Origin of the sequence: Streptomyces sp. NPDC101165, assembly GCF_044768135.1 — a bacterium.
GTDB lineage: Bacteria > Actinomycetota > Actinomycetes > Streptomycetales > Streptomycetaceae > Streptomyces.
In genome coordinates this window covers 681,404-707,530 of the sequence record NZ_JBIWPG010000002.1, presented here as the reverse complement: position 1 = coordinate 707,530, position 26,127 = coordinate 681,404, and the positions used below count along the sequence as shown (strand labels likewise).

Below are 26,127 nucleotides of genomic sequence, written 5' to 3'. Positions count from 1 at the left end.
GCGGCCCGGGAAAGAGAACACGAGCCGTCAATCAGCCCACTACACTCACCCAAACCACCCCTGAACAGGGAAAACGTCAAAGCGCTGCTGGAGTACTAGTACTCCAGCCATGGATCGTGATCTTCACGTCCGGGATGCGACTTGTTGCCGGTGCTTCCTGGAGTGCATCCCTCACGGTCACTGACGCGGCCGACGGCCGGTGCTCCCCAACAGCCTGGCCTGCTCACTCTTCAACTGTGTGAACCGGTCGCGGGTGTACTCCCGCAATCCGCGGCCGGGGAACGGCACGACCGACAGATGCTCCCTGAAGTCGCCCTGCGCCCAGCGCGCGGCGGTGATCTCATAGCCGGAGACATGCGCGCAGAGCTCCAGCAGCGCCTCGGGCATCTCCTCCTCGATGAGCAGGTCCGCCCTGGTGACCACCACGTCCCGCATGGCCCGGATGTTGGGGATGAACACGCTCGTGGCCCATGTGCGCCACTGGGCGAGCTCCTCCTCGGTCGGCGGTATGTCGTGGTCGAACGGGTCCCGGCCGTCCTCGCGGACGTACATCGCCGAGAAGGTGTCGTAGACCCGGCTGTTGGACTCCATCAGCGCGAACAGAGGGCCGTAGAAGTCGTTCAACTGCCCGTTGACCCGGTCCAGTCGGGCCTGCCGTTGAGTGAGCCGCAGGCCGTTGACATACGTCGCCAGGTAGCCGAGGAACGCCAGCCCGACAGTGAGGATCATGGTGAGCATGGGAGGTGATGGTAAGGCGCTGCCGCCGTTACGGCACGACGCGGTAATGGGTCGTCAGGCGCCGCTCGTCGTCCAGGATGTGGAAGGCGATGCCGGGCGGCTGGTCCGCGACCTCGTCTCCGGCCTCCCAGGGCAGGCGCAGGTTCCAGGTGACCGCGGGAGCGACCAGGAGCGGGCGGCCGGCGAAGGTGGAGGCTGCCGCGGTGTGTGCGTGGCCGGTGAGGACGGCTACGACCTGGGGGTGCGCGGTCAGCAGTTCGGCCAGGTCCTCGGGCTGCTGCAGGCGGCTGTCGTCCGGGAGCGGATGGTGCAGACGGACCGGCGGCTGGTGGAAGGCGATCAGGGCCGGGACGTCGTCGGCCAGGCCGTCGAGCGTCGAGGCCAGCCACTCGACGGTCTCCGGGGCGAGGAGTCCTTCGTCCCGGCCCGGGATGGTGGCGTCGCACATGAGGATCGCCGTGCCGGCCACGTGGTGCAGACGGTTGACGGGTCCGTCCGACGCGGGCTCGCCCAGCAGGGCCTTCCGGTAGGCCTGGCGGACGTCGTGGTTTCCCGGGCAGGTGAGGACCGGGAACGGTCCGGTGAGAAGGCCCGCCGCCTGCTCGTACTCGCTCTCCGCGCCGTGGTCGGCGATGTCCCCGGTGACCAGCACCGCGTCCACGGGCTGCTCCCGGCCGGCGAGGTAGTCCATGACACGGGTGGCGCGCTCGGTCGCGCGCTCGGTGCCGTCGAGGTGGAGGTCGCTGATCTGAGCCAGAACAACCACGGTTCGTTCCCCTCCCGATGCTGACGAACGGAAAACGTGTCGTTTTCCGTTAGAGACCGTAGGGCAGGGAAGGTAATGTGATCAAGGGGCACCGGAGGAGGGAGGTCGCATGAAGCGTTGTCTGGCCCTGGAGTTGGCGAGCACGATCCGCCACGACGGACAGGGCGGAGTGACGGACGACCTGTCGACCGTGGACGGGCTCGCCGCATGGATCGACGCGCAGGGCGACCTGCTGGATCTCTACGGCGCCGGCACCGGGCCGGCCCCCGACGAAGCGGCCAGGCGTGAAGTCGTCGCCGTGCGCGAGGCCGTGCGCGCGCTGTTCGCCCGAGCGGTCAGCCCCGCACCCCCGAGCCCCGCCGACGCGCACCGGCTGCTGCCCGCCGATCAGGCCGTCGCCCGGCTCAACGCCGCCGCCTCCCGGCGAGGGGTCGTCCCGCACCTCGACTGGCCCGACGAGGGCCCCGCAGAGCTGCGCTTCCGGCCGGCCGAGCCGGACGCGCCGACCGCACTGGCGGCCGTGCTCGCGCACGCGGCCGTCGACTTCCTGGCCGGTCCGGAGCGCGCACACCTGAGGGCCTGTACGGCCCCGCGCTGCGTGCGGTACTTCCTCAGGACGCACGGCCGCCAGGAGTGGTGCAAGCCGTCCTGCGGCAACCGTGCCCGCGCCGCCCGGCACTACCAGCGCCACCGTCCCGCCGCCCCGGACACCTCCGGGACGCGCACGTGAGCACCGGCCGGGCGACGCGGTCACACGTCGGACCCGGCTACGAGCCCGGGCAGTGCTTCCACGCGAAGTGGTACACCGTGCTGATGTCCCCGTCGGTCGAGTCCATCGTCATGAAGCTCACCTTGCTCGGCGTGCTGCCCGCGGTCACCCGCAGCTCGGTGTTGATGTTGAAGTTGCGCAGTACTCCACAGGGAGCCCAGACCAACTGGGCCCAGTCAGTGCTGTCGGTGGCCTGCCAGTCGTCGTTGTAGGGGCCGCTGAAGGGGTGGCTCTTGGCCGCGGTGTTCGAGGAGCCCTGGAAGTAGTACGACGCCTTCTGCGTGCCCGTCGCGCCCGACTGGAGCGAGAGGAAGCCCCGGTAGTCCGCACTGGCGACGGCGTAGGTGAAGCCCTGCGGGACGTGCACGACGAGGTTGAGCTGGCAGTTCTTGCGGAAGGCCGTGGGGTCGGAGTTGCCGCCGGCCTGGGCGAGGTAGTTGCTGTAGGTCACCGTGAACGCGGTGTTGTCCGGGGAGACGGCCACGGCGGCCGTGCCCGCCGGACAGCCGGAGCCGTTCACCGTGGCGACGTCGATGACGATCTTGTCCGGGGGCGGGTCGTCGAAGACGGGAGAGGAGGTCGAAGCGGGTATCGCGGTGGTGAGGAGAGCGGCTACGGCACCGCTCAGGAGGAGTCCACCAGCCATGCTTTCTCCAGGTGTCGAGTGGGGGGTTTCGGCCTCCGACCCGTCCGTTCAACCTTGAAGAGACTGTGTGGAACCTGTGAAGGAGGGGGAGGCGAGGGAATCGTAGGAAGCCCCGCTCCGCCCCGGGAGGGTGAACTCCGGCCATTCACTTCGGGCCGTTCACACGCCGGCCGGCGGGCTACGGGTTCTCCCACGCCGCCGGCTCCGCCGCCAGGGCCCGTACCGGCTCGGGCAGCGCGTCCGCCGCGAGGTCGGCGATCGTGACGCCCTCCAGGATGCGGCGGACGTTGGCACGGAGGGCGATCCACAGCGGCAGCAGCGGCTGGGCGGTGCCCGTGTAGGACAGATCTGTCGGACGTTCTCCGCGTACCGACACGATCGGGCCGTCCACCGCCCGGATGACGTCCGCCACAGTGATCGCGGCCGCGGCCCGGGCCGGCCGGTAGCCGCCGCCTCCACCGCGCCGACTGTCGACGATTCCCGCACGCCGGAGATCACCCAGGATGCCCTCCAGGAACTTGTGCGGAATGTCCTGTACAGCGGCGATTTCCTCGGCCTTCATCGGGGTGTCACCCTCCCGTACGGCCAGCTCCAGTACCGCCCGTACCGCGTAATCCGCCCGCGCCGAGATCCTCATGGGTCCATTGTGGGGCGTATCTCCATGGAGAATGGCCGGACCGCGCCCCCGTAAGATCGCCCGGGAGGATCCACCTTGGCGCTCAGCAGACGTACCTTCAGTGCCCTGGCCGGCTCGGCCGCGCTCGGCTTCGCCCTGGGCGGCAGCGGCGGCCCCGGGGCGCCTTCGGCGTACGCGGCGCGCAGCGTGCCGACCGGTCCTGCGCCCGCCCCGCCACGCGCCGACGGAGAACGTCACACCATCGGGTACGACCACTACTCGCTGCTGGTCGACGGCCGGCGACTCGTCGTGTGGTCCGGCGAGATGCACCCCTTCCGGCTGCCGAGCCCGTCCCTGTGGCGGGACGTGCTGCAGAAGATGCGGGCGCACGGGTACAACGCCGTGAGCATCTACGTGTCGTGGAACTACCACTCCCCCGCGCCCGGCCGGTACGACTTCTCCGGGGTCCGGGATCTCGACCTCTTCCTGCGGACGGCCGCCGAGACCGGGCTGTACGTCATCCTGCGGCCCGGACCGTACATCAACGCCGAGATCGACGGCGGCGGCTTCCCGGGCTGGCTGACGGCGACGAAGGGCACGGCCCGCACCGCCGACCCGACCTATCTGTCGCACGTCGACGAGTGGCTGACCCAGGTGAACCGGATCGCCCGTCGGCACCTGTTCACCCAGGGCAAGGGCACGATCCTGCTCTACCAGATCGAGAACGAGTACGACTCCCACGTCGACGAGGCGACCGGCCGGGACTACATGTCCCACCTGTACAAGAAGGTCAGGGACGACGGCATCGACGTCCCGCTCTTCCACAACGACAAGGGCAGGAACGGCCACTGGGTCCCGGGCGCGTTCGACACCGGCGGGGAGAAGGGCGGCTGGCTGTACGGGTTCGACGGGTATCCGTCGCCGTCCCAGACGCCGCCCGACTGGGGCACCTTCGGGTCCGGCGGGACGACCGGCGGGTCCACCGCCTCGCCGCGCACGCCCGGGTTCATGCCCGAGTTCGGGGGCGGCTGGTTCGACCCTTGGGGCGGGTCCTGGTTCGACGGCAAGGGGTACGCCGAGTCGCGGCGCACCCGGGACGCGGCCTACGAGCGCCGCTTCTACCTCACCAACCTCGCCAACGGCATCACCCTGCACAACGTGTACATGACGTTCGGCGGGACGTCGTGGGGCTGGCTGCCCGCACCGGTCGTCTACACGTCGTACGACTACGGGGCCGCGATCGACGAGGCGCGCAACGTCACCGACAAGATCGCCCCGATGCACCAGCTCGGGCATCTGCTGCAGCGTGTGCCCGACTTCGCCCGGCTGGACCGGGCGGCGGAGGTCAAGGCCGAGGGGCTGAAGGTCTACCACCTCTCCAACCCGGACACCGGCACCCACGTGTACGTGGCCCGCAACGACGGGACCGAGCCGGTCACCACCGACCTGCCCACCAACGCGGGCGATCTGAAGATCACCGTGCCCGCGCGCGACGCCCGCATGCTGACCACCGGACTCCGTCTGGGCCACCGGACGCTGAAGCACTCCACCGCCCAGCCCATGCTGTGCGTGACGGCCGGGCGGCAGGACATCGCCGTGTTCGCGGGCCGCCGCGACGACATGGCGGACCTGGTCCTGAAGTGCCCGGAGGAGCCGTTCGTCACCCGGCTCGACCCGGAGGGCGCCTGGGCGTACGACAGCAACGAACTGCACGTCAACGCGCCCCTCGGGCAGGGCGGTCTCACCCGGGTGCTGGTCGCCAAGGGCGAGAGCGACATCCCGCTGCTGCTGCTCTTCGCCGACGACGCCACCGCCGTGCGGATCTTCCCGTACGACACCCCGTCCGGCACCCTGCTGGTGTACGGCCCGTCGCTGCTGCGCCACGCCGAGGTGCGCGGTTCCGAGGTCCACCTGACCGGTGACGTCACCGGGGAGACCAGCGTGGAGGTGTGGGGGCCGCGCGGGATCACGAGCCTGGTGTGGAACGGGCGCAAGGTGCCGACCCGGATCACCATGTCCCAGAGCGTGATGACGACCGGGATGCTGCCCTCCGTGCCGGAGGTGGTGCTGCCCCGGCTGGGCCGCTGGCGGATGCGGACCGAGAACCCGGAGGCGGGGCCCAACTTCGACGACTCGTCCTGGAAGAAGGCGGACAGGACGTCGTCGTACAGCGTCACCCCGGTCCCGGACGGCCGGCCGGTGCTGTTCGCGGACGACTACGGCTTCCACTACGGAGACGTCTGGTACCGGGGCACGTTCGGCGACTCCTCCGGCCTCGAGGAGGTCTCGCTCGCCTACACCACGGGCACGCAGGGCCTGCTGATGGCGTGGCTGGACGGGGAGCCGCTGGGCACCCACCGGATGCCGGTGCCCGACAAGAACACCACGGTCAGGAAGGGCAGTTGGGACGCCACCGCGGTCTTCCCGGTGGACGAACGGCTGCGCTCGCCCGGCCGGCACGTGCTGTCGGTCCTGGTCCGGCGCATGCAGCACGACCAGGACGGCAAGGCGCAGGACACCCACAAGGTGGCCCGCGGCCTCACCGCCGCCCTCTTCAAGGGAGCCTCGCCGAAGGTGACCTGGCGGATCCAGGGCGAGGCGAAGCCGGACCCGGTGCGCGGACCGCAGAACAACGGCGGCCTGTACGGCGAGCGGGAGGGCTGGCACCTGCCCGGCTTCCGCGACCGCGGCTGGAAGGCGGTGACCTTCCCGCGGGCCGAGCGGCGCCAGGGCGTGACCTGGTACCGGACCACGTTCCGGCTGTCGGTGCCGGCCGACATCGACGCCTCGATCGGTCTGACCCTGGAGGACGACCCGTACCGGGCCTACCGGGCGCAGATCTTCCTCAACGGCTGGAACATGGGCCAGTACATCAACAACGTCGGCCCGCAGCACACCTTCGTCCTGCCGAACGGCATCCTGCGCACCCGGGGCTCCAACACCCTGGCGCTGGCGGTCCTCTCGGAGTTCACCACGGAGTCCGGCCCGGGGAACGTCCAGCTGACCCTGCTGGGCCGGGCGACCGGGGGGACACCGGTGACCCCGGTGCTCTCCCCCGGCCGCTGAGACCGCTCAGGCGAGCCTGATCACGTTCCAGGACAGGGGCTCCAGCACGGCGGTGAGGGTGCCGTCCCGCAGGGCGGTGCCCTCGACCGGGTGCGGGGCGACCCGCTCGGGGTCGTCCAGGGTGTTGCGGGCGTCGGGGTCGGCGTCCGCGAGCGCGCCGTGCTCGGTGACGTGCGTCAACTCCAGCCCCTTCACGGCAACTTCGAGGGGCAGCGCGTCCGTACGGCTGCGGTTCACGGCGAACACCGTGACCGTGCCGTCGGCCGCACGCACGGCCGTGGCGTGCAGCAGGTCCGTCTCGCCGTACTTCTTCGTCTCGTACGTCGGCGAGTCCACCCGCACGTCCAGCACCTCGCCCCGGCCGTACTTCGAGGCCTGCGCGAACGGGAAGAACGTCGTCTGCCGCCAGGCCGGGCCGCCCGGCTCGGTCATGATCGGCGCGATCACGTTGACCAGCTGGGCGAGGCAGGCGACGGTGACGCGGTCGGCGTGCCGGAGCAGGGCGATGAGGAGAGAGCCGAAGACGACGGCGTCGGTGACGCTGTAGTTGTCCTCCAGGAGGCGGGGGGCCTCCGGCCAGCCGGTCCGGTCGAGGGTCTTCGCGTACTCCTCCCAGCGCGAGAGGTACCAGACGTTCCACTCGTCGAAGGAGAGGTTGATCTTCTTCTTGGACTTGAGCCGGGCGCCCACGTGGTCGGCCGTGGCCACCACGTTCTCGATGAAGGACTCCATGTCGACGGCGGAGGCGAGGAAGGAGTCCAGGTCGCCGTCGACCGGCTCGTAGTAGGCGTGCAGGGAGATGTGGTCGACCAGCTCGTACGTCTCCTGCAGGACGGTCGCCTCCCATGCGGCGAAGGTGGGCATGGACCGGCTGGAGGAGCCGCACGCGACCAGTTCCACGGAGGGGTCGATCTGGCGCATGGCACGGGCCGTCTCGGCGGCGACACGGCCGTACTCCTCGGCCGTCTTGTGGCCGGTCTGCCAGGGGCCGTCCATCTCGTTGCCGAGGCACCAGAGTCGGATGCCGAAGGGGTCCTTGTCGCCGTGGGAGACACGCAGGTCCGACAGGGCGGTCCCTTCGGCGTGGTTGGCGTACTCCTGGAGTTCGAGGGCCTCGGCGACTGAGCGGGTGCCCAGGTTGACGGCCATCATGGGTTCGGCCTGGGGGCCGAGCTTCTTCAGGAACGCGATGTACTCGGAGAGGCCGAAGCGGTTGGTCTCGGTGGAGTGCCAGGCGAGGTCGAGGCGGCGGGGGCGGTCCTCCACGGGGCCGACGGAGTCCTCCCACTTGTAGCCGGAGACGAAGTTGCCGCCGGGGTAGCGGATCGTGGTGACTCCGAGTTCGCGGACCAGGTCGAGGACGTCGGTACGGAGTCCTTCGGAATCGGCCGTGGGGTGGGTCGGTTCGTAGATGCCCGTGTAGACGCAGCGGCCGAGGTGTTCCACGAAGGAGCCGAAGAGGCGGGGGTTCACTTCGCCGACGGTGAAGGCGGGGTCCAGCGTGAAGCGGGCGGTGCTCTTGCTCATGGGTGCCTTTCGTGTCACTGAAAAACAGGCCAACCTGCACGCCAGCCGAGCTTGTTCAGCCCCAGCTTCGGGGTGCCGTTGTCGGTCGCGTCGTAGTAGTGGTAGGCCAGCCAGGTCTTGCCGTGGGTGCGGAACCTCGACTCGCCGCCTGGGCCGATGTAGCGGCCGTGGCCGGACAGGAGCAGGTCGCCGCCGCCTGCGCCATCGGGGTGCCCGTGCTGTCGGCGTACGGGCCGGTGATCGACGTCGAGCGGCCCACTCTGATCTTGTACGTCGAGTTCACGCCCGCGCAGCAGGCGTCGTACGACGCGAAGAGGTAGTAGTAGGCGCCGTAATGGAGGATCGACGCGCCCTCCACCGCGTAGGGGGCGTCCGGGGTGGAGGCCCTGACCGCGACGTCCGGGTAGGCGCGATGGAAGGCGTCCACCATCGCGACCATGTTGCCGCCGTCGCCGCCGCTGAAGAGGTTCCAGTAGCGCACCCGGGTGCGGGCGCCGGAGGCGAGCGCGTCGGCTCCGCTGCCGAGGGCGGCGAAGCCGAAGCCGGCGGCCACCGCCAACCCTCCGGCCGCCCCTAGAAGTTGCCTGCGATTCAGGCCAGGTTGCCCCATACCTTGCCCCATCGTTCGGGATATCGAATGATGCCCGTAACTTCGAACGGGACCGTAGAATCGAAGCGCCTGCGCGTCAATGGGTTGGACGCGGGCTTTCGCTCGCCGCGGGAGCGGAGGCGGTCGTTCCGCGTTGAACAACGGTCGTCCGATCACCTGACGCGGACACATCCAGGCGCGTACGCTCGGACGAACCGCACACCGGCGGTGAGAAGGGGGACCGATGACCATCGCGGGTGCGCGGCAGCGGGCGGCGCGGCTCGCCGCATGGCTGTGCGGCCCCCGCCCGGGCCCGGCGATGCGCACCCTGGCCGCCGACCTCGCCACCGCCGTCCGCGCGCGACCACAACCACCCGACGGTGTAAGCGAGTTGTGCCAGGCGCTGTGCGAGGCGATGACCGCACGGCGGGCCGGACGGCCGGTGGAGCTGCGCTTCGAGCGCTTCCCGGACGAGATCGAGGTCACCGGCCTGTGGGTGGAGTTCCAGGACTTCGACCTGGTCATCGTGGAGGAGCGCGCCGAGGCCGTGCAGCAACTGGTCATCCTCGGACACGAGTTGTGGCATCTGCACGCCGGGAACCGGCACCACCACCAGGCCGGGGCCGCGGCGGCGCACGCACTCGCGGGCGAGCCCCGCTGGCGCGACATGGCCCTGACGGTGGCCGCCCGCAACGGCTCCCGCGAGGTGGACGAGGCCGAGGCCGACGACTTCGGCCACCGCCTGGCCACGCTGTTCCGGCCCTACCTCACCGGTCCGGGTCCCGGCACACCCCTCGACCCGGTCCAGCGCTCCCTCGGCTACCGCGGACGCGACCGAGCGAGTGAGCCGAAGGGGCGCGCCGGTGTCGAGAGGCCATGGGGGTCCCCCCGCTCGAGCGAAGTCGAGAATGGGGGAGCGCGGAGGCGCGAAGCGCCGAGCACGATCGGGCTCTCGACACCGGCATCCAGCGCCCCGGAGGCGAACCGAGCGACCAAAAAGGGGAGAGCCGCACGGTGACCCTGCTGGCACTCGACCCCTCGGACTTCCTCAGCGAGTTCTACATCTCCTTCTGGATCCCCACCGCTGTGCTCACCGCGGCCCTGGTGATCAAGCTGCCCACGATCATCCGGCTGTGGCGGGACCCGCTGCTGCGCGCGGTCGGCGGACTGCTGCTGCTCGCCTGCGGGGTGTTCGTGTTCTGCACCCCGTCCACGATCGCCGCCGTCAACCGGTTCACCGGCGTCCCCAACATCTCGGCGCCCTGGTGCTATTCGCTGATCACCGCGTTCTGCGGGTCCTGTCTGCTGCTGATCATCACCTGGCGCAACGGCCTGTCCGACCGCTCGGCCGCCACCCGGCGCGCGATGCGCTGGGTCGTCTCGGTCTACTCCGGGGTGGTCGTTGCGCTGTGGGTGCTGTTCCTGCTCGCCGACGCGCCCGTGGAGCGGCTGCGGGACCTGGACACGTACTACGCCACCACCCCGTTCATGCGTGAGGAGATCCTGCTCTATCTCGTCGCGCACGCCGTGGCCTGCCTGATCACCTCCAGGCTGATCTGGAACTGGGTACGCACCGAGGGCCTGGACGCGTGGCTGCGCTGGGGGCTGAAGCTGCTGGGGGCCGGCTACGTACTGAACCTGATCTTCGACGCGAGCAAGCTGGTCGCCGTCGTCGCGTGCTGGTTCGGGCAGGACCTGGACTGGCTGAGCACCAACCTCGCCCCGCCGGTCGCCGCCCTGTCCGCCATCCTGATCGCCGTCGGCTTCATCCTGCCGCACGCCGGCCAGTACCTGCACGACCGCTGGCGGGTCCGGCTCGCCCACCGCGAACTGCGGCCCCTGTACCAGCTGATGCGGTCCACGAGCGGGGAGGGCGTGCCGTTCGTGCTGCGGGCCACGCCCGAGCTGCGGCTGACCCGGCGCGAGACGTTCATCCGGGACGTGCTGCTGCCACTGGCCCGGCACATCGACACCGGCCTGAACCGGCGGTCGTACGATGCCGCGCTCGACCTCGGGCATCCGCCGGCCCGGGCCCGGGCGCTGGCGGCCGCGGTGAGCATCCGCGACGCGATCGAGGCGAAGGCCCGTGACCCCGAGCCGCCCGAGTCGGCCGCCGGGCCCGACACCACCCACCTGCTCCAGGAGATCGCGGCCGTCTCCCGGGTCCTGCGCCGTCCCGACGACATCGAGGCGGTCCGCGCGCATGCGGCCGCCCCAGCAGAGAGCGTTGCCGTACATGACTGAACGCAAGCCCGCCGCCGTCGTGCTCGGCGGCTCTCTCGCCGGGCTGCTCGCGGCCCGCGCCCTGGCCTCGACGGGTGCCCGGGTGACCGTGGTCGAGCGCGACGCGCTGCCCGCGGGGCCCGAGCCGCGCAAGGGGCTGCCGCAGGCCCGACACGTGCACCAGCTGTGGTCGGGCGGGGCGCGGGCGCTGGAGCAGCTGCTGCCCGGGGCGATCGGTCGGCTGCGGGCGGCCGGGGTGAGCCGGGTGCCGATGACCACGGACATGGTGGCCCTGTCACCGCACGGCTGGTACCGGCGGTGGGCCGAGTCGGCGTTCATGCTGCCGGCCAGCCGGGACCTGTTGGACTGGGTGGTACGACAACTCGTGCTGGCCGACCGGGACATCGAGCTGGTGGAGCGGGCCGAGGCGATCGCCCTGACGGGCACGGACACGGCGGTGACCGGGGTACGGATCCGGGCCCACGACAACGCCGAGCGCACCCTGTCGGCCGGCCTCGTCGTGGACGCCACCGGCCGTGGCTCCCGGGCCTCCCACTGGCTGGCCGAACTGGGACTGCCCCGGCCGGAGCGGCGGGAGGTCGACTCCGGGCTGGTGTACGCCAGCCGGCTGTTCCGGGCACCCGAGCAGGCGGCACGGGACGGATTCCCGATCGTCAACATCGAACCCGATCCACGGGGCGCGGGTACCGGGCGCGGCGGCGCGCTGATGCCGGTCGAGGACGGCAAGTGGATCGTCACGCTGTTCGGGGGCAGGGGCGACGACATGCCCACGACCGCCGACGGCTTCGCCCGGTACGCCCGCGAGCAGCTTCGCCATCCGATCATCGGCGAGCTGCTGGCGAACGCGGAGCCCCTGACCGAGGTGGCGCTGACCCGGACCACCGCGAACCGGCGCCACTTCTTCGAGCGGATGCCGCTGTGGCCGGAGAACTTCGTGGTGCTCGGGGATGCGGTGTGTGCGCTGAATCCCCTGTACGGCCACGGGATGGCGGTCTCGGCCCAATCGGCCCTGGCGTTGCGGGACGTGATCCGCCGCCAGGGAACCGCTCTGGACACCCCCGGCCTCTCCCGTCACATCCAGAAGGCGGTGGGGCGCACGGTTCGGGCGGCCTGGGACCTGGCCATCGGGGCGGATGTCTTCTACCCGGGTGCGACCGCGACGGGCCCCACGCTCCGGGACCGCCTCCTGTCCGCCTACGTCGGACGCCTCCTGTACACCGCGACGGGCAACGGTCGCATCGCCCGCCGGGTCACGGACGTGACGGCTCTGCAGCGGGGGGCGGAGTCATTGCTGGCCCCGAGCATGCTGATCGCTGCCGCGGTGGGGCCGCTGAAGCCTCCGCTCACGGCTCCGCCGCTGACGGTGGAGGAGCGGAAGGCTGCGGGGGTTTCGTAGGCGCGGGTCGGCTGGGGCTGGGCGGGGGTGGGCCGCACGGCCCGGCGCCGGCGGGGTGCCGCTGCGCCCACCCGTGCCGCCCAGCGGCACGACTGCCCGCAGCTACGCAGGGTGCGTATGCGGCCGACGAGGCTGCAACTCCCCAGGGGCGCGGGGCTGTATCGACATGCGGCTCCGCCGCGTGGGCGCGACCAGCCCCCACGCACCCGCAGCCGACGACGAAACCGGTTCCGCTCAGCCGGCGAACGCAGGTTGCGGCAACCCCTTGCCCACACCGGGTACCACCAGTACCGAGCCCGACAACGGATGCGGTGCCGGCAGCCCCGTGCGGGCCGTCGTGATGTACAGGTCGGTCAGGTCCGGGCCGCCGAACGTGCAGGCCGTTGTGCGCGGGGTGGGCAAGGTGAGCACGCGGTCCAAGCCGCCGGACGGCGTGTAGCGGCGGACCGCTCCCCCGTCCCACAGCGCCACCCATACACAGCCCTCCGCGTCGACCGTCAGGCCGTCGGGGAAGCCGGCGCCCTGCTCGATCTCGACCAGCGTGCGCCGGTTGCGGATGCCCTCGGTGTCGTGGTCGAAGACGTCCACGCGCCGGGTCGGGGTGTCGGCGTAGTACATGAGGCGGCCGTCGGGGCTCCAGCCGATGCCGTTGCTGACGGTGACGTCGGGGAGGGCGAGCCGTATCTCCCCGTCGCCGGTGAGGCGGGTCAGCGTGCCGCCGCCCGTCGCCTCGTCGTAGCGCATCGTGCCCGCCCATAGGGACCCGTCGGGAGCGACGGCCGCGTCGTTCGCGCGGCGGCCGGGGACCGGCTCGTGGTGGAGCCAGCGGAAGGTGCCGTCGGGGTCGAGGAGCCCGACGCCGTCGCGCAGGTTCAGGGCCAGGCCGCCGCCGGCGCGGGGCTTGGCCGCGCCGACGTGCTGTTCCGTCGTACGGATCGTGCGGCGGCCGGAGGAGGGGTCGTAGGTGTGGACGCGCATGCCCAGGACGTCGAGCCAGCTGAGGCGGCCGGTTGCCGGGTCCCAGGTCGGGCCCTCGCCGAGCGCCGCCTCCGCCTGCACGGCGACCTCGTACGACGTCATGCCACGCCCCGGTGGCCGAGCCGCTCCGACAGCTCCGCCGCGCCCTTCACGACCAGCTGCTCCAGCTCGGCCATCCGCTCGTCGCTCCAGCGGATCATGGGGACCGAGATGGAGAGGGCCGCGACCACGTGGCCCGCGCGGTCGCGCACGGGGGCGGCCACGCACGACACGTCCGGGTTGGACTCGCGGCTCTCCACCGCGATGCCCCGCTGACGGATCTCCGCCAGGGTCTCGCGCAGCGCGGCCGGATCGGTGATGCTGTTGGGCGTCATCGCGGTCAGCTCGGCGCCGTCCGGGATCCGCGCCGCCAGCTCCTGCTCCGGCAGCGAGGCCAGCAGCATCTTGCCGACGGAGGTGCAGTGGGCGGGCAGCCGACGGCCGGCGGCCGAGACCATGCGCACGGCGTGCGTGGAGTCGACCTTGGCGATGTAGATGACGTCGGTGCCCTCGAGGATGGCCACGTGGACCGTCTCGTCGCAGGTCTCCGCGACCGAGCGGGCCACCTGCTGCCCCTCGGCCGCGAGGTCGAGCTGCTCGGCGTAGCGGCTGCCGAGCTGGTACGGGCGTACGCCGAGCCGGTACCGTCCGGGCTGTCCCGGCACCTGCACGATGTACGAGCGTGCGGCGAGCGTGGTGACCAGCTCGTGCACGGTGGTGCGCGGCAGCTGCAGCTTGCGCACGATGTCGGGGGCGGAGAGCGTCCCGTCCCCGTCCAGGAACAGCTCAAGAATGTCGAGAGCCCGGGTCACGGCAGGCACGAGGCGTCCCACGTCCGGCCCCCTCCCTTGGGTTTAAGTGTCTGTGTTCGAGATTTCAACAGACGATCGGCATGACGAACACAGGCTAGTCACCGCCGGGTGCGCGGGCAATGGGCGGGAGCGAGCCGGGCACCATGGGTTCATGCAACTCGACTTCCAGCTGGTGCTGCTGCGCCGCATGGCGGACCACAACCCGGACCTGGTCGAGGACGCCCGGCGCACGATCGGCGCGTCGCTCGCGGACATGCGGGAGGCCAACAAGCGGTGGCAGGCGATGGTCCGGTCGCCCAGGTCGCGGTCCGCGGCCGCCCGCTATCGCTCGGTCCTCGGGGAGCCCGAGGCCGTCGTCCGGCGCCGCCTCGGCGACGTCGCCTGCGAGGCCCGGCAGTGGGCGCTGCCCCTCTGGCCCGGTCTGCGCTTCGAGGTGCTGGTCTCCCCCGACGGCGCGGTCTGGAACGAGTGGCTGGTACGCACGCCGGGCGCCCCGGCCCCGGCGCTGCGCACCCTGGACGACCTCACCCCGTGGTCCTGCACGGTGGACGAGGCCGCCCGCGCCTTCGCCCCGGCCCGCCCGCTGGAGGGCACGGCCCCCACCCGCTGGGGGCTGGCCTTCACCGCCCCGGACCGGGACGGTGTGCGGCACGAGGTCGTCGCCGAGTTCACCTGGGGGCTGCTCCAGCGGACCGCGATCCGCCCGTAGAGAGCCCCAAGGGTCCTACGCGTCGAAGGCCGTCGCCCTGGCCTGCTTCTCCCAGGCCGTGACGTCCTCGCGGACCTGGTCGAGGTGGGTCAGGACCGCGCTCACCCCGTCGTCGCCGAGCGGCAGCCGCAGCGGGGTCCGCTCCGCCTCCAGCGCAGCCAGGATGAGCGCCGCCGCCTTGGCCGGGTCACCGGGCTGCGTACCGTCGCCGCCCGCGACGAACCCGCGGGTCTCGCTCACCCTGGCGTACAGCCCGCTGTCGGCGCTGACCCCGGCCCGGGCGGGCTCCATCAGCGAGGTCCGGAACCCTCCCGGCTCCACGATCAGCACCTTGACGCCGAACTCCCGCACCTCGTCCGCGAGCGCCTCGGACATGCCCTCCAGCGCGAACTTCGTGCCGCTGTACGCCCCGAAGCCCGCGAAGGACATCTGGCCGCCCATGCTGCTCATCTGCACGATCGCGCCCGAGCGGCGCTCCCGCATGTGCGGCAGGACCGCCCGCACCAGGGCCGCGGGTCCGAAGACATGCAGGTCGAACAGGTCCCGCAGCTCCTGGTCCGTGGTCTCCTCGACGGCGCCGACGTGGGTGCGGCCCGCGTTGTTCACCAGCACGTCGATCCGCCCGTGCCGGGCCACCACGTCCCCTACGGCCTCCTCGATCGCGGCCGCGTCGGTGACGTCCAGGCGCAGCGCCTCCACCTGGTCAGGGTGCGCGGCCACCAGGTCGTCCAGTGCCTCGGGTCGCCGGGCCGCGCCGACCACCACATCGCCCGCGGCGACCGCCGCCTCCGTGATCGCCCGCCCGAAACCGCTGCTCGCACCGGTCACCAGCCATACCTTGTTCACGGCAACTCCCCGTAGTTCCTGCTGTCTCCTGACAGGAACCAGCCTGCCGCCGAATGCCGTTGCCCGTCCAAGACCCTCGGTGATAGCCAATGGTTATGACGATGGACGTCCATGCCCGGGATCTGCGCTACTTCGTCGCGGTCGCCGAGGAGCTGCATTTCACGCGTGCCGCCATGGGGGTCCCCCCTGTTCGAGCGTAGCCGAGAACTTGGGGGAAGCTGTACGTGTCGCAGCCCGCGCTCAGCAAGCAGATCCGGGCGCTGGAGCGCCAGTTGGGTGCCGAGCTGCTGCACCGCGATCAGCACGGGGTGGCGCTGACGGCCGCGGGCGAGGCGCTGTTGCCGCACGCCCGGCGGGTGCTGGCGGCGTGGGAGGAGGGCGCGGCCGCGGTGGAGGCGGCCAAGGCGGCGCAGCGCAGCACGCTCGTGGTGGGCATGAGCACCAGTCCCGGCCGGGGCGGGCTGCTGCCGGCCATCCGCTCCCGTTTCACCGCCGCGCATCCCGAGGCCGGCGCCCGGCTGCGCCAGGTGAGCTGGGACGACCCGACGGCGGGCCTCGCGGACGGCAGCGCGGACGTCGCCTTCGTGTGGCTGCCGCTGCCGGACGAGGAGCGCTACGCCTGGACGGTGCTGGCCGAGGAGCCCCGCCTGGTCGCCCTTCCCGACACGCACCCCCTCGCGACCCGTGCCGAGATCGGCTTCGCGGACCTGCTCGACGAACCGTTCCTCGCCCTGCCGCGGAGCGCGGGCCCGCTGCGCGACTACTGGCTCGCCCTGGACGCCCGGGCGGGCCGCCCGCCGCGCATCGGCGCGGAGATCGCCGGGGCGGAGGAGACGTACGAGGCACTGGTGGCCGTCCTCGGCGTCTGCCTGCTCGCCGAGGGCAACGCCCCGCTGATCACCCTGGGCGGCGTCACCACCCGCCCCGTCCGCGGCATCGGCCCGAGCCGCTACGCCCTGGCCTGGCGCCGCGCGGACGGGGGACGGCCCCTGGTCCGGGCGTACGCCGAGGCCTGCCGGGCCACGGTCGGGTCGGCCTAGGTCCTCATGCGCCGGTCAGGGCCTAGTCCCCCGCGGCCGCCGCCAGGATGGCTTCCGTGACGCGCGGCAGCGAGACCGGGTGCAGGAACAGGAACAGGTTGGGCTCGACCAGCTCCAGCTCCATCACGCACGGTTGGCCGTCCTCCCCGTCCACGAGGTCCACGCGCGCGTACAGCAGCCCCGGTGCGCCGCCGGGTACGGACGTCAACGCCTTCTCGGCCACGGCGAGTTCGGCGTCCGTGGGCTGCCAGGACTCCAGGTCCGGGTGGGCGACCTTGTCGGCGTCGTACGGGGTGCCGGAGGAGAGGACGGCGCCCTTGCGGCTGGCGTGCAGCAGGCCGCCGCCGAAGAACTGCAGCGCCCGTTCACCGCTGACGTCGATGTCCCGCACGTACGGCTGCACCATCGCGGTGAAGCCCTCCGCATGCATCCGCGCCAGCTGTCGTACGGCCGTCTCGTGCTCGGCGGGGGTGTAACGGGCGGCGAACCGGGCGCCCGCGCCGGAGGTCGGCTTGATCACGTACTCGTGGTCCGCGGGCAGGTCGGCGGGCTCGCCGGGAGCGATGTAGCGCGTGGGCACGGTCGGCACACCGGCCGCCGCCAGCTCGCCGAGGTAGCACTTGTCGGAGTTCCAGCGCACCACGGCGGGCGGATTGGCCAGACGCGTCACGGCGCCGACCCGCTCCACCCACGCCCCGAACTCCTCGGCGCGCCAGCTGTAGTCCCAGGTCGACCGGATGACGACGAGGTCGTAAGCGCCCCAGTCGGCGTCCGGGTCGTCCCAGTGCCGGGCCTCCGCCTCGGCCCCGGCGTCCGTCAGCGCCCGCACCAGCACCGGCAGGTCGCTGTCCTTGCTCGGCTCGGCTCCGGGATCGTAGGTGGCGAGCGCTATTCGGGGCACGGCGGGCTCCCTGTCGTACGACGGTTCGATCGGCTGTGAGGCTAACAAGCACCGAAGGAACCACGACAGCGCATTTGACCTTCACCTTTGGTGAAGCCCCAGCATCGGTGGCGGACGACGAGGAGCGCGAGGAGCCTCATGGAATTGCTGACGATCGGTGCCTTCGCCAGGGCCGGCCGGCTGTCGCCGAAGGCGCTGCGGCTGTACGACCAGCTGGAGCTGCTGCGGCCGGCCCGGGTGGACCCCGACACCGGGTACCGGTACTACGCCGTCGGGCAGCTTCGGCAGGCCCGGCTCGTGGCCTGGCTGCGGCGGCTGGGTATGCCGCTGGCCGAGATCCGCGCCGTGTGCGCGCTGGACCCGCCGGATGCCGCGGCGGAGATCCGGGCGTACTGGGCGCGGGTCGAGGCGGAGACGGCCGTACGGCGGGATCTCGCCGCGTTCCTCGTCGACCAGCTGACCGGTGAGTCGAGAAGGGATCACACCACCATGCTGGAACTGCGTTATTCCGCCCGCTCCGACCGTGGGCAGGTCCGCCCGGCCAACCAGGACACGGTGTACGCGGGCCGCAGGCTGCTAGCCGTGGCCGACGGGTTCGGGCCGGCGGGGGCGACCGCGAGCGGCGCCGCCGTGGAAGCTCTCAGGTTCCTGGACGAGGGCGAGGAACCGACGGCGGGGAGTGTCCTGAACCTGCTGGACGACGCGGTGCGCGGCGCGAGCGAGGCCGTACGGGACCTCCCGGAGGGCGCCGAGGAGAACGGCACCACGCTGACCGCGCTGCTGTGGACGGGGTCGCAGCTGGCGCTCGTCCACATCGGGGACTCGCGGGCGTATCTGCTGCGGGACGGGGAGCTGTTCCGGATCACCCACGACCACAGCGTCGTGCAGTCCCTGATCGACGAGGGGCGGCTGACGCCGGAGGAGGCGGTGAGTCATCCGCAGCGGGCGCTGCTGGCGAAGGCCCTGACCGGGGACGCGGCGCCGGCCCCGGACCTCCGGCTGCACGAGGCTCGGGCCGGTGACCGGTATCTGCTGTGCTCCGACGGGCTGACCGGTGTCGTCCCGGACGAGCGGATCAAGGAGTTGCTCGCCGGCGAGGAGCCGGGGCAGGCGCTGATCGACGAGGCCAACGCGGCGGGCGGGCCCGACAACGTGAGCTGTGTGGTCGCTGATGTGGTGCTGCCCACCCAGGCACCCGTGTCCGTCGGGTAGAAGTGGCCGTATGGCGACTCTCGGCACCGACTCGTACACCGGCGTGGACGGGCTCCCGCCCCTCGTGCGGCAAGCCCTCACCGCCGCCCGCGCCTCCGGCTTCCCCTACTCCTGTCGCCCCGAACAGGGCCGCCTGCTGCACGCCTTGGCGGGCGGTGCCCGTACTCGCATCGGGGAGACGGGGACGGGGCTGGGCGTAGGCCTGGCCTGGCTGGCATCGGGCGCGGGGCCGGGCGTGCGGCTGTACAGCGTGGAACGGGATCCGGAGCGGGCGCGGTCGGCGGCCGAGGTGTTCGCCGACCGCCCCGACGTCCGTGTGCTGAGCGGCGACTGGCGGCGCATCGAGGAGCACGGCCCCTTCGACCTGCTCGTGCTCGACGGCGGCGGGCAGGGCAAGGTGCCCGGGGACGCGCCCGCCGACGTCGAGCGGCTGCTCGCGCCTGGCGGGACGGTCGTCGTCGACGACTTCACCCCGGCGACCGGCCGGCCGCCGCTGCACGAGGGCGTGCCGGACCTCGCCCGGCTGCACTGGTTGGAGCATCCCGCCCTCCGCGCGACGGAACTGCGGCTGGCACCCGACCTGAGCACGCTCGTGGGGACGAGACTCCTGGTGTAGGAAGGGTGCCGAGAGCCTTTCCGACAGCCAAGGAGTGCGCCGCGTGTCCTCCCTCTTTCCTGCCCTGGCGGGCGGTCCCGGCGAGCGAAGCGAGATGGGGGTCCCCCCGGACGAAGTCTGGGGGAGGGTCGCCCTGCGGTTCGGCGCACGGTCGTTGACGTACGGCGGGCTCGCGGGCGCGGCGGGCGCGCTCGCCACGCGGATCCGCGGCGCCGGCCGGGTGGCCGTGTGGGCGACCCCGGAGCTGGAGACCGCCGTGGCGGTGACGGGCGCGTTGCTCGCCGGGGTGGCCGCGGTGCCGCTCAACCCCAAGTCGGGCGAGAAGGAGCTGGCGCACATCGTCCACGACAGCGCGCCGGAACTGATCCTGGCGGCGCCGGGCGCGGAACTTCCCGCCGTCCTCTGGGAGTTGGCCCGGCTCGACGTGGACGCGTCCGAGGTGGGCACCGTCCCGGAGGAGCGGGCCGGCGACGGTGACCCGGCGCTGGTCGTCTACACCTCCGGCACCACCGGCCCGCCCAAGGGTGCGGTCATTCCGCGCCGGGCGCTCGCCGCGACCCTGGACGCGCTCGCCGACGCCTGGCAGTGGACCGGGGACGACGTGCTGGTGCACGGGCTGCCCCTGTTCCATGTGCACGGGCTCGTGCTGGGCGTCCTCGGCCCGCTGCGGCGCGGCGGTTCGGTGCGGCACCTGGGGCGGTTCGACACCGAGGGCGTGGCCCGGGAGCTGAACGGCGGCGCGACCATGCTGTTCGGGGTGCCGACGATGTACCACCGCATCGCCGAGGCCCTGCCGGACGACCCGGAGCTGGCCAAGGCCCTGGCCGGGGCCCGGCTGCTGGTCTCCGGCTCTGCCGCGCTGCCCGTGCACGACCACGAGCGGATCGCGGCCGTGACGGGCCGGCGGGTGATCGAGCGCTACGGCATGACGGAGACGCTCATGAACACCAGCGTGCGGGCCGACGGGGAGGCCCGCGCGGGGACCGTCGGTGTGCCGCTGCCCGGGGTCGAGCTGCGGCTGGTGGAGGAGGACGGCACGGAGGTGGCCTCGCTGGACGGGGAGACCGTCGGCGAGATCCAGGTGCGCGGCCCGAACCTGTTCACCGAGTACCTCAACCGGCCCGACGCGACCGCCGCCGCCTTCACCGCCGACGGCTGGTTCCGCACCGGCGACATGGCGGTGCGGGAGAGCGACGGATACGTCCGGATCGTCGGGCGCAAGGCCACCGACCTGATCAAGAGCGGCGGCTACAAGATCGGGGCGGGCGAGATCGAGAACGCGCTGCTGGAGTATCCGGGGGTGCGGGAGGCCGCGGTCACCGGGGAGCCGGACGCGGACCTGGGCGAGCGGATCGTGGCGTGGATCGTCCCGGCGGACCCCCAGGCACCGCCCGCCGCCGAGGAGTTGGCCGGCCATGTGGCCCGTCGGCTGGCGCCGCACAAGCGGCCGCGCGTGGTCCACTACCTGGACACGCTTCCTCGCAACGACATGGGGAAGATCATGAAGCGGGCGCTGGTGGCCGATGCCTGAGCGACTGTCGGCGCGGGAGATCCTGACCCTGGTCACGGACGAGGGGACCTTCGGCGAACTCCCGGGCCTGATAAGGCCACCACAGGCGGACGGCCCGCTCGGCTGGGAGGGTTACGACGCCTCGCGCGCCTGTGCCGCCGAGCGCACCGGCGAGGAGGAGTCCGTCGTCTGCGGCACCGCGAGCGTCGGAGGCACCCGGGCCGTGCTGATCGCGTTCGAGTTCGGCTTCCTCGGCGGTTCCCTGAGCGAACGCACCGGCGACCGCCTGGAGGCGGCGTACCACCACGCCCGTGCCCACCGGCTCCCGGTCGTGCCGTTGGTCGCCACCGGCGGCAGCCGGATGCAGGAGGGCATGCTGGCGCTCACCCAACTGCAGCGCGTGGCCCGTGAGTCGGCGCTCACCCGGGAGGCGGGTCTGCCGCAGATCGCGGTGTTGCGGGACCCCACGACCGGCGGCGGCTGGGCCACCCTCGGTGCCGGAGCCGATGTGATCCTGGCGCTCCCGGGCGCCCAGGTGGGCTTCGCGGGTTCCCGGGTCCGGCCCCCGGACGCGGACCCCGCCGCCTACACGGCCGAGGCGCAGGTGGCGGTGGGGTCGGCGGACGCGGTGGTACGCCCCGAGGAGCTGCGGGAGACACTGGGGCGCTGGCTGCGGCTGCTCACGACCCCGGCGGCGCAGGCCCCGGCACCCCAGGCCCTCGGCACCCCGGACCTCCCGGCCACCGGCTGGGAAGCGGTCCGCCGCGCCCGCTCCCCCGAACGCCCCCGCGCACAGACCTACTTGGACGCCTACTTCACCCACCGGGTCTCCCTCAGCGGCGACCGCTGCGGCGGTACGGATCCCGACGGCATGCTGTGCGGGTTCGGTGAGCGGGACGGCCGTACCGTGGCGTACGCGGCGCAGACGGGGGCGGCCACCCGCCCCGCCGGATACCGCACCGCGGCCCGGCTGATCCGGCTCGCGGACCGGCTCGACATCCCGGTGCTGACGCTCGTGGACACACCGGGTGCGGCCAATGACGCCGAGGCGGAGCGGCAGGGTGCCGGGGCCGCGATCGCCGACGTGTTCGTGGCGGTGGCCGCAGTCCGGGTGCCGGTCACCACGCTGGTGATCGGCGAGGGCGGCTCCGGCGGGGCGCTCGCGCTGGCCGCTCCCGGCAACACCTGGGCCACGCCGGACAGTTACTTCTCGGTGATCGCTCCGGAACTCGCGGCGGCGATCCTCAAGCGCCCGCCCGAGGAGGTGGAGGCGACCGCGGGGCAGCTGCGCATCCGGCCCCAGGACCTGGTGGAGCTGGGGGTGGTCCGCGGCATCGTCGACATCACCGCCACCGCGGACCACCCCCGGCCCTGAGCTACCTCACGGCCACCGCCCGGATGATCTCCTGGGTCACCGAGCCGCCCTTGTCGTCGTGGGCCGAGGCCCGCAGGGAGACATGGGCGGCGCCGCGCGGCACGGTCAGCGTGCCGCGCCAGGAGGCGCCCGGGCCGGTGGTCAGGGGGACCGTCCGCCAGGTCGCGCCGTCGTCGTACGACACCTCCAGCCAGCCGCCGCCGAGGGTTCCGGTGCCGGCCGCCCTCGCCACGTACTCGGCGCCGATCCCGACCGGGACGCGCTGTCCGCCGCGCACCGTGCCCGCGAGGTCGGTGTCGACGTCGAAGGCGAGGTTGATCAGCGGCAGGTAGGTCCAGCGGTCCTCCGGGGTGGCCGCGGACCGGAAGGTCCACTCGGTGTGGCCCTGGGTGGCGGGCTGCCACTGGCCGGCGTCCAGGGCGGTGTCGGTGACCACCTTGTAGGTGTGCTCGTCGGCGGGCGCGTCCCACACATGGACACCGGAGCTCTTGCGGCGGTCGACCAGTGTGCCGTCCAGGTAGACGGCGGTGGTCTGGCGCAGCCCGCTGCCGTCGCTCCACACGTCGCCGAAGCCGGTGTGGTCGGGCCCGGAGTCGCCCCAGCCCGGGGTGTTCACCTGGATCTGGTTCCCGGCCCGTTGCTGCCCCCAGCCCAGGCCGGTGCCCAGCCACGGGTGCCACACCGGACGGAACCAGTTCAGCTCCGGCCGCGACCCGCCGTCGTACCGCACCAGACCGCTGCGCTCCTCCAGTGCCCCGTCGCGGGCGGTGACGGACTCGTGCCACAGCTGGCCGGGCCCGGTGGACACGTAGTCGGTCCGCTCGGCGGGCAGGTCGACGCGCTCCTGGAAGCCGAGGCCGATCGGGAAGGTGCCGGTGATCGAGTACCGGAACTCACCGCCGCTCACCGGCTGGGCCGCGTGGAACTTCACGTGCACGGCGGCAAGTCGGCGCCCGGAGGGGGCGTAGGTGAGGTCCCGGTCCGGAATCGCGCCCCGGTGCCCCTCAGACAGGTCGTACACGTACGGCGAGTTACGGGTGCCGACCATGTCGACGCGTCCCGCCGCCCGCAGCCGCGCCGCGTCGGCGCTGTTCACCGTGGCGATCTGCAGCGGCCGGTCGGCGTTGTCGTCCGTGCCCCACCAGGCCATCAGTCGGCCGGGCGCGTCGTCCGTCACGAACAGCGCCTCGGCGCCCGCGTCCTGGGCGGCCTGGGCCAGCGCTGCCGGGTCGGCGCCGTCGGCGAGGCGGGCGAGCACCGCCTTGCCCGCCACCCCGGTGAACGGCCCGTCCCCGACGTCGACCAGCGGCAGCCTGGTGCGTCCCTCGATCAGCGTGCCGCCCGGCTGCACGGTCGCCTCGCCGACCCCGTCGACCTGCAGCAGCGGCTTGGCCAGCCGCCACACGGTCCGGTACTCGAAGCCGCCCTGGGCGACCTTCGCGGTGGGCGCGGCGAAGACGCTGTCGTAGGTCAGCGGAACCTGGACCGCGCCGAACAGGTCGGCGCCGTTCGCGGTCCGGTCGTACTCCATGAGCAGCTGATGTGTCTCGGTGCGCCGGTCGACATCGGCCCGGATCTCCCGCAGCTTCCTTCCGTCCAGGGTGACGTCGCGGTCCCGGTCGAGGGTGATCTCGGGGGCGGCGAGGAAGCCGAGTCCGAGCGAGTCGGCGCCGTGGCTGCCGCGCACGTCGAGGAAGGAGGCCAGGCTGTACGTGCCCGGCTTCAGGCGCAGTTTCAGGGTGCCGGAGTCGCCGACGTGCGCGGGCTGGGCGTCCTCGCCCTCGGCGAGCCGCTGCACGGCGAGGTCGGCGGCGGTGGGCGCGCCGTCGCGGTTCTTCACACGGACGGTGAGCGTGTACCGCTCCTCCTCCTTGACCAGCCCGAACACGGTGTGCGCGAGCACGGTCCCGTCCGGCCCGGTGGCCACGACCTGCCCGCTGCTCTCCCCGACCGGCGCCTTCGACCCGTCACCGGTGACGGTGGTGGAGGCGGTGCCGTGCGCGGGCACGGTCAGCGCGGAGTCGGCCAGGACGGCGACCCCGTCCGGTCCGCCCTGCACGGACAGCTTCAAACGGACGTCCTGGTCGGACGAGTTGCGGTAGGTGAGGGTCCGGGTGACCGGCTGGTTCGCCTCGTAGGGCCAGCTGTAGAAGCCGAGGTCGGCACTGCCGGTGGCAGTGACGTCGGCCTTCACGGCGTCGGGCACACTCACCCGCCCCGCACCCAATTGATAGGCGGAGGAGTCGAGTTGCCTGCTGCTGGACATGAGGGCGTCCTTCAACTGCGCGCCGGTCCAGTCGGGATGTTCCTCGGCGAGCAGGGCGGCCACTCCCGCGACGTGCGGGGTCGCCATGGACGTACCGCTCATGGAGGTGTAGTAGCCGCTGCCGGAGACGAGCTGGGAGCGGGCGGCGAGGATGTCGACGCCGGGCGCCGAGAGGTCCGGCTTCAGGGCGTTGTCGCCGTACCGGGGTCCGGCGCTGGTGAAGTAGGCGGCCTGGTCGGCGGAGTCCACCGCGCCGACGGTGAGGGCCGCGTCGGCGGCGCCGGGCGAGCCGATGGAGGACGGGGCGCCGGTGTTGCCGGCGGCGACGACGAAGAGGGCGCCGGTCTCCTTCGAGAGGGTGTTCACCGCCTGGGCCATGGGGTCGGTGCCGTCGCTGGCCTCGGTCGAGCCCAGGCTCATGGAGATCACCCGGGCGTGCACGTCCCGCGCCGCCCACTCCATGCCCGCGATGATCTGGGACTCGCTGCCCGAGCCCTGGTCGCTGAGCACCTTGCCGACGGCGAGAGTGGCACCGGGCGCGACCCCCTTCTCCTTGCCGTCGGAGGCGGCCCCGCTGCCGCCGACGGTGGAGGTGACATGGGTGCCGTGCCCGTTGCGGTCGGCGACCTCCTGCCCGTCGATGAAGCTCTTGGTGGCGGTGACCCGGTCCGTCAGGTCGGGGTGGCTCAGGTCGACACCGGTGTCGAGGACGGCGACCGTGACGCCCTTGCCGGTGAGCCCCGCGTCCCAGGCGGCCCTGGTGCCGATCTGCGCGTTGCTCTCGGCCATGTCGGCCTTGACGCGTCCGTCGAGCCAGACCTTGCCGACAGTGTGGTGGTGTGTGAAGGACCGCCAGAAGGCGCGCCCCCGCTCCGCCTCGACGGCGGCGCCCCGCAGGCTGGGCAGCGTCCGGGTCCGCTCCGCCCCGCCCGGGGTGACGGCTCGCGCACCCTTGCCATAGGTCACGATCAACGGCAGCGCGTCGGCCTTGGCGTCCGTGAGCCCCTGCCGGATCAGCCCGCTCACGTCGAACAGCCGCCGGTCCAGGGTGCCGGCCCGCAGATAGGGCTGCGCCTCGTCCGGTACGACGCTGATGCCGCCGTTGCTCACCTGCGTCCGTACGGCACCCGTGGCCCCTCGGGGCCGCTGCACGGCGACCGTTCTCCTCCCCTGTCCGAGGTCGGTGACGGTCACCCGGTCGCCGGTGACGAGGGTGACGGTGGTGGCGGCGTCCGGGGTGCGCAGGTCCGCGGTGACGGCCTGCTGCGCGACCGCCGGGGCCGTTGGCGACAGGGCGATCACGAGCCCCGTCGCGAGCAGCGCCGCCCCGCGTCCGACTGGTCCTCTGGTCATCCACGCCTCTTCTCGTGTCGAGCGCGTCGAGTGCTGGGACGAGTGTCATGTGCCGTGTGTTGCCGGGGTGTTGACCGTCAGTGGCGGAAAGGCGTCCTGGCGGTTTCCCGCCA

At 72.4% G+C, this 26,127-nt stretch carries 20 protein-coding genes and 2 pseudogenes; 11 read left to right on the top strand and 11 right to left on the bottom strand.

The window, feature by feature from the left end; genetic code table 11:
• Positions 1-177 precede the first annotated feature (177 nt).
• Both ACIRVH_RS06615 and ACIRVH_RS06610 read right to left on the bottom strand, forming a co-directional pair.
• Complete coding sequence (locus ACIRVH_RS06615) at positions 178-738, bottom strand: hypothetical protein (protein ID WP_403948720.1); 561 nt, start codon at positions 736-738, stop codon at positions 178-180.
• A gap of 28 nt (positions 739-766) precedes the next feature.
• Entirely contained in the window at positions 767-1,504 is a 738-nt protein-coding gene (locus ACIRVH_RS06610) for a metallophosphoesterase (RefSeq protein WP_403948718.1), read from the bottom strand.
• Positions 1,505-1,613: 109 nt separating this feature from the next.
• Here ACIRVH_RS06610 and ACIRVH_RS06605 point away from each other — a divergent pair, with 109 nt between their 5' ends.
• Entirely contained in the window at positions 1,614-2,234 is a 621-nt protein-coding gene (locus ACIRVH_RS06605; RefSeq protein WP_403948717.1) for a CGNR zinc finger domain-containing protein, read from the top strand.
• A gap of 37 nt (positions 2,235-2,271) precedes the next feature.
• On the opposite strand, the gene ACIRVH_RS06600 is transcribed toward ACIRVH_RS06605, so the two are convergent.
• Both ACIRVH_RS06600 and ACIRVH_RS06595 read right to left on the bottom strand, forming a co-directional pair.
• Positions 2,272-2,919, bottom strand: a complete 648-nt coding sequence (locus tag ACIRVH_RS06600) for a DUF4360 domain-containing protein (RefSeq protein ID WP_403948716.1) — start codon at positions 2,917-2,919, stop codon at positions 2,272-2,274.
• A 178-nt stretch (positions 2,920-3,097) separates the two neighbouring features.
• Positions 3,098-3,556 carry an RrF2 family transcriptional regulator gene (locus tag ACIRVH_RS06595; protein WP_403948714.1) on the bottom strand — a complete coding sequence of 153 codons (459 nt, stop codon included), beginning with the start codon at positions 3,554-3,556 and terminating at the stop codon, positions 3,098-3,100.
• Positions 3,557-3,631: 75 nt separating this feature from the next.
• On the opposite strand from ACIRVH_RS06595, the gene ACIRVH_RS06590 reads away from it, so the two are divergent.
• A complete protein-coding gene (locus ACIRVH_RS06590; protein ID WP_403948712.1) occupies positions 3,632-6,601 on the top strand; it encodes a beta-galactosidase in 2,970 nt (989 codons plus the stop codon).
• Between the two features lie 6 nt (positions 6,602-6,607).
• Here the strand turns inward: ACIRVH_RS06590 and ACIRVH_RS06585 are convergent, their stop codons facing one another.
• Complete coding sequence (locus ACIRVH_RS06585; protein WP_403948710.1) at positions 6,608-8,128, bottom strand: alpha-N-arabinofuranosidase; 1,521 nt, start codon at positions 8,126-8,128, stop codon at positions 6,608-6,610.
• 55 nt (positions 8,129-8,183) lie between these two features.
• Positions 8,184-8,738 (bottom strand): family 43 glycosylhydrolase, encoded by a 555-nt coding sequence (locus ACIRVH_RS06580; protein WP_403948708.1) that lies wholly within the window; start codon positions 8,736-8,738, stop codon positions 8,184-8,186.
• 223 nt (positions 8,739-8,961) lie between these two features.
• Between ACIRVH_RS06580 and ACIRVH_RS06575 the strand changes: the two are divergent.
• The 3 genes and pseudogenes from ACIRVH_RS06575 to ACIRVH_RS06565 all read left to right on the top strand — a co-directional run.
• A pseudogene (locus ACIRVH_RS06575) lies at positions 8,962-9,549 on the top strand (toxin-antitoxin system, toxin component family protein); the annotation flags it as partial.
• A gap of 182 nt (positions 9,550-9,731) precedes the next feature.
• Positions 9,732-10,961: an MAB_1171c family putative transporter gene (locus tag ACIRVH_RS06570; protein WP_403948707.1), complete on the top strand. Its 1,230-nt coding sequence runs from the start codon at positions 9,732-9,734 to the stop codon at positions 10,959-10,961.
• Positions 10,954-12,357 (top strand): NAD(P)/FAD-dependent oxidoreductase, encoded by a 1,404-nt coding sequence (locus ACIRVH_RS06565; protein ID WP_403948706.1) that lies wholly within the window; start codon positions 10,954-10,956, stop codon positions 12,355-12,357. Before ACIRVH_RS06570 ends, ACIRVH_RS06565 begins: the two co-directional genes overlap by 8 nt.
• 234 nt (positions 12,358-12,591) lie before the next feature.
• On the opposite strand, the gene ACIRVH_RS06560 is transcribed toward ACIRVH_RS06565, so the two are convergent.
• Together ACIRVH_RS06560 and ACIRVH_RS06555 are read right to left on the bottom strand one after the other, a co-directional pair.
• A complete protein-coding gene (locus ACIRVH_RS06560) occupies positions 12,592-13,437 on the bottom strand; it encodes an SMP-30/gluconolactonase/LRE family protein (protein WP_403948704.1) in 846 nt (281 codons plus the stop codon).
• Positions 13,434-14,207, bottom strand: coding sequence for an IclR family transcriptional regulator (locus ACIRVH_RS06555; RefSeq protein WP_403948703.1), 774 nt, complete (start codon positions 14,205-14,207; stop codon positions 13,434-13,436). The genes ACIRVH_RS06560 and ACIRVH_RS06555 overlap by 4 nt, the downstream gene beginning before the upstream one ends.
• A gap of 130 nt (positions 14,208-14,337) precedes the next feature.
• Here ACIRVH_RS06555 and ACIRVH_RS06550 point away from each other — a divergent pair, with 130 nt between their 5' ends.
• A complete protein-coding gene (locus ACIRVH_RS06550; RefSeq protein ID WP_403948701.1) occupies positions 14,338-14,895 on the top strand; it encodes a hypothetical protein in 558 nt (185 codons plus the stop codon).
• Between the two features lie 15 nt (positions 14,896-14,910).
• On the opposite strand, the gene ACIRVH_RS06545 is transcribed toward ACIRVH_RS06550, so the two are convergent.
• Positions 14,911-15,741 carry an oxidoreductase gene (locus tag ACIRVH_RS06545; RefSeq protein WP_403948700.1) on the bottom strand — a complete coding sequence of 277 codons (831 nt, stop codon included), beginning with the start codon at positions 15,739-15,741 and terminating at the stop codon, positions 14,911-14,913.
• 95 nt (positions 15,742-15,836) lie between these two features.
• Here ACIRVH_RS06545 and ACIRVH_RS06540 point away from each other — a divergent pair.
• Positions 15,837-16,781, top strand: a pseudogene (locus ACIRVH_RS06540) (LysR family transcriptional regulator).
• Positions 16,782-16,803: 22 nt separating this feature from the next.
• Here ACIRVH_RS06540 and ACIRVH_RS06535 read toward each other — a convergent pair.
• Positions 16,804-17,682: a RimK family alpha-L-glutamate ligase gene (locus ACIRVH_RS06535; protein WP_403948698.1), complete on the bottom strand. Its 879-nt coding sequence runs from the start codon at positions 17,680-17,682 to the stop codon at positions 16,804-16,806.
• 138 nt (positions 17,683-17,820) lie between these two features.
• Between ACIRVH_RS06535 and ACIRVH_RS06530 the strand changes: the two genes are divergently transcribed.
• The 4 genes from ACIRVH_RS06530 to ACIRVH_RS06515 are packed head-to-tail and all read left to right on the top strand — an operon-like array spanning position 17,821 to position 22,395.
• Positions 17,821-18,894: a MerR family transcriptional regulator gene (locus ACIRVH_RS06530; RefSeq protein ID WP_403948697.1), complete on the top strand. Its 1,074-nt coding sequence runs from the start codon at positions 17,821-17,823 to the stop codon at positions 18,892-18,894.
• A 10-nt stretch (positions 18,895-18,904) separates the two neighbouring features.
• Positions 18,905-19,510 carry an O-methyltransferase gene (locus tag ACIRVH_RS06525; RefSeq protein WP_403948695.1) on the top strand — a complete coding sequence of 202 codons (606 nt, stop codon included), beginning with the start codon at positions 18,905-18,907 and terminating at the stop codon, positions 19,508-19,510.
• Positions 19,511-19,553: 43 nt separating this feature from the next.
• Entirely contained in the window at positions 19,554-21,041 is a 1,488-nt protein-coding gene (locus ACIRVH_RS06520; protein ID WP_403948694.1) for an acyl-CoA synthetase, read from the top strand.
• Positions 21,034-22,395 carry a carboxyl transferase domain-containing protein gene (locus ACIRVH_RS06515; RefSeq protein WP_403948692.1) on the top strand — a complete coding sequence of 454 codons (1,362 nt, stop codon included), beginning with the start codon at positions 21,034-21,036 and terminating at the stop codon, positions 22,393-22,395. Before ACIRVH_RS06520 ends, ACIRVH_RS06515 begins: the two co-directional genes overlap by 8 nt.
• A gap of 1 nt (position 22,396) precedes the next feature.
• Here ACIRVH_RS06515 and ACIRVH_RS06510 read toward each other — a convergent pair whose 3' ends face one another.
• Positions 22,397-26,014 (bottom strand): S8 family serine peptidase, encoded by a 3,618-nt coding sequence (locus ACIRVH_RS06510; protein ID WP_403948690.1) that lies wholly within the window; start codon positions 26,012-26,014, stop codon positions 22,397-22,399.
• Positions 26,015-26,127 lie beyond the last annotated feature (113 nt).